The following is an 868-nucleotide window of genomic DNA, read 5'->3' on the forward strand; positions in this document are numbered from 1 at the left end:
CTCGACCGGCTCCCGCGCGCGCTGCTGCGCCACCGCGCCCCGCTCCCGCCCGCCGTCGAGCGCGCGGTACGGGAGGTCGAGCGCGGCACAGCGCGCCACTGTCCCGCTCCGGGTCCCCCTACGGAGGTCTCGCGATGAGCCACCCCGTCACCGTGCTCGTCATCACGCACAATCGCCGCCCCGAACTCCTGCGCACTCTGGAAAAGTTGCGCGCACTTCCGGAACGGCCCCCGGTGGTCGTCGCGGACAACGCCTCGCGGGACGGCAGCGCGGACGCTGTCGCCGCGCGCTTCCCGGAGATGGGGCTGCTGCGTCTGAGCCGCAACCACGGCGCGGTGGCCCGCAACCTCGCCGCCCGGCTGGCGCGCACGCCCTACCTCGCCTTCTGCGACGACGACTCGTGGTGGGCACCCGGCTCCCTGAGCCGCGCCGCGGCTCTGCTCGACGCGGCCCCCGGCCTGGCCTCCGTCACCGCGCGCATCGTCGTGGAGCCCGGCGGCACCGAGGACCCGGTCGTCGCCGAGCTGCGCGACTCGCCGCTCACCGGGCCCGACTGGCTGCCGGGCCCCGCGCTCGGTTCCTTCCTCGCGGCGGCGACCGTGCTGCGCCGTGACGCGTTCACCGCGGCGGGCGGCTTCCACCCGGGTCTGTGGCTGGGCGGCGAGGAGGAGCTGCTCGCCGTCGACCTCCAGCGCGCGGGCTGGTGGCTCGCGTACAGCCCGGAGCTGACGGTGCACCACGCGCCCTCCGCGGTGCGCGACAGCACCGGCCGGCGCGTCCTCGGGCTGCGCAACACCCTGTGGTTCACCTGGCTGCGCCGCCCCGCGCCCGCCGCCCTGCGCCGCACCCTCCACCTGGCCCGCACCAC

1 protein-coding gene is annotated in these 868 nt (G+C 76.8%); it reads left to right on the forward strand.

From position 1 onward, the window contains the following. Positions 1 to 134: 134 nt before the first annotated feature. A partial coding sequence (locus G3I42_RS09005) for a glycosyltransferase (RefSeq protein WP_164284100.1) occupies positions 135 to 868 on the forward strand: 734 nt, incomplete at its 3' end.

The sequence above is a fragment of the Streptomyces sp. SID11385 genome (assembly GCF_010548245.1).
GTDB lineage: Bacteria > Actinomycetota > Actinomycetes > Streptomycetales > Streptomycetaceae > Streptomyces.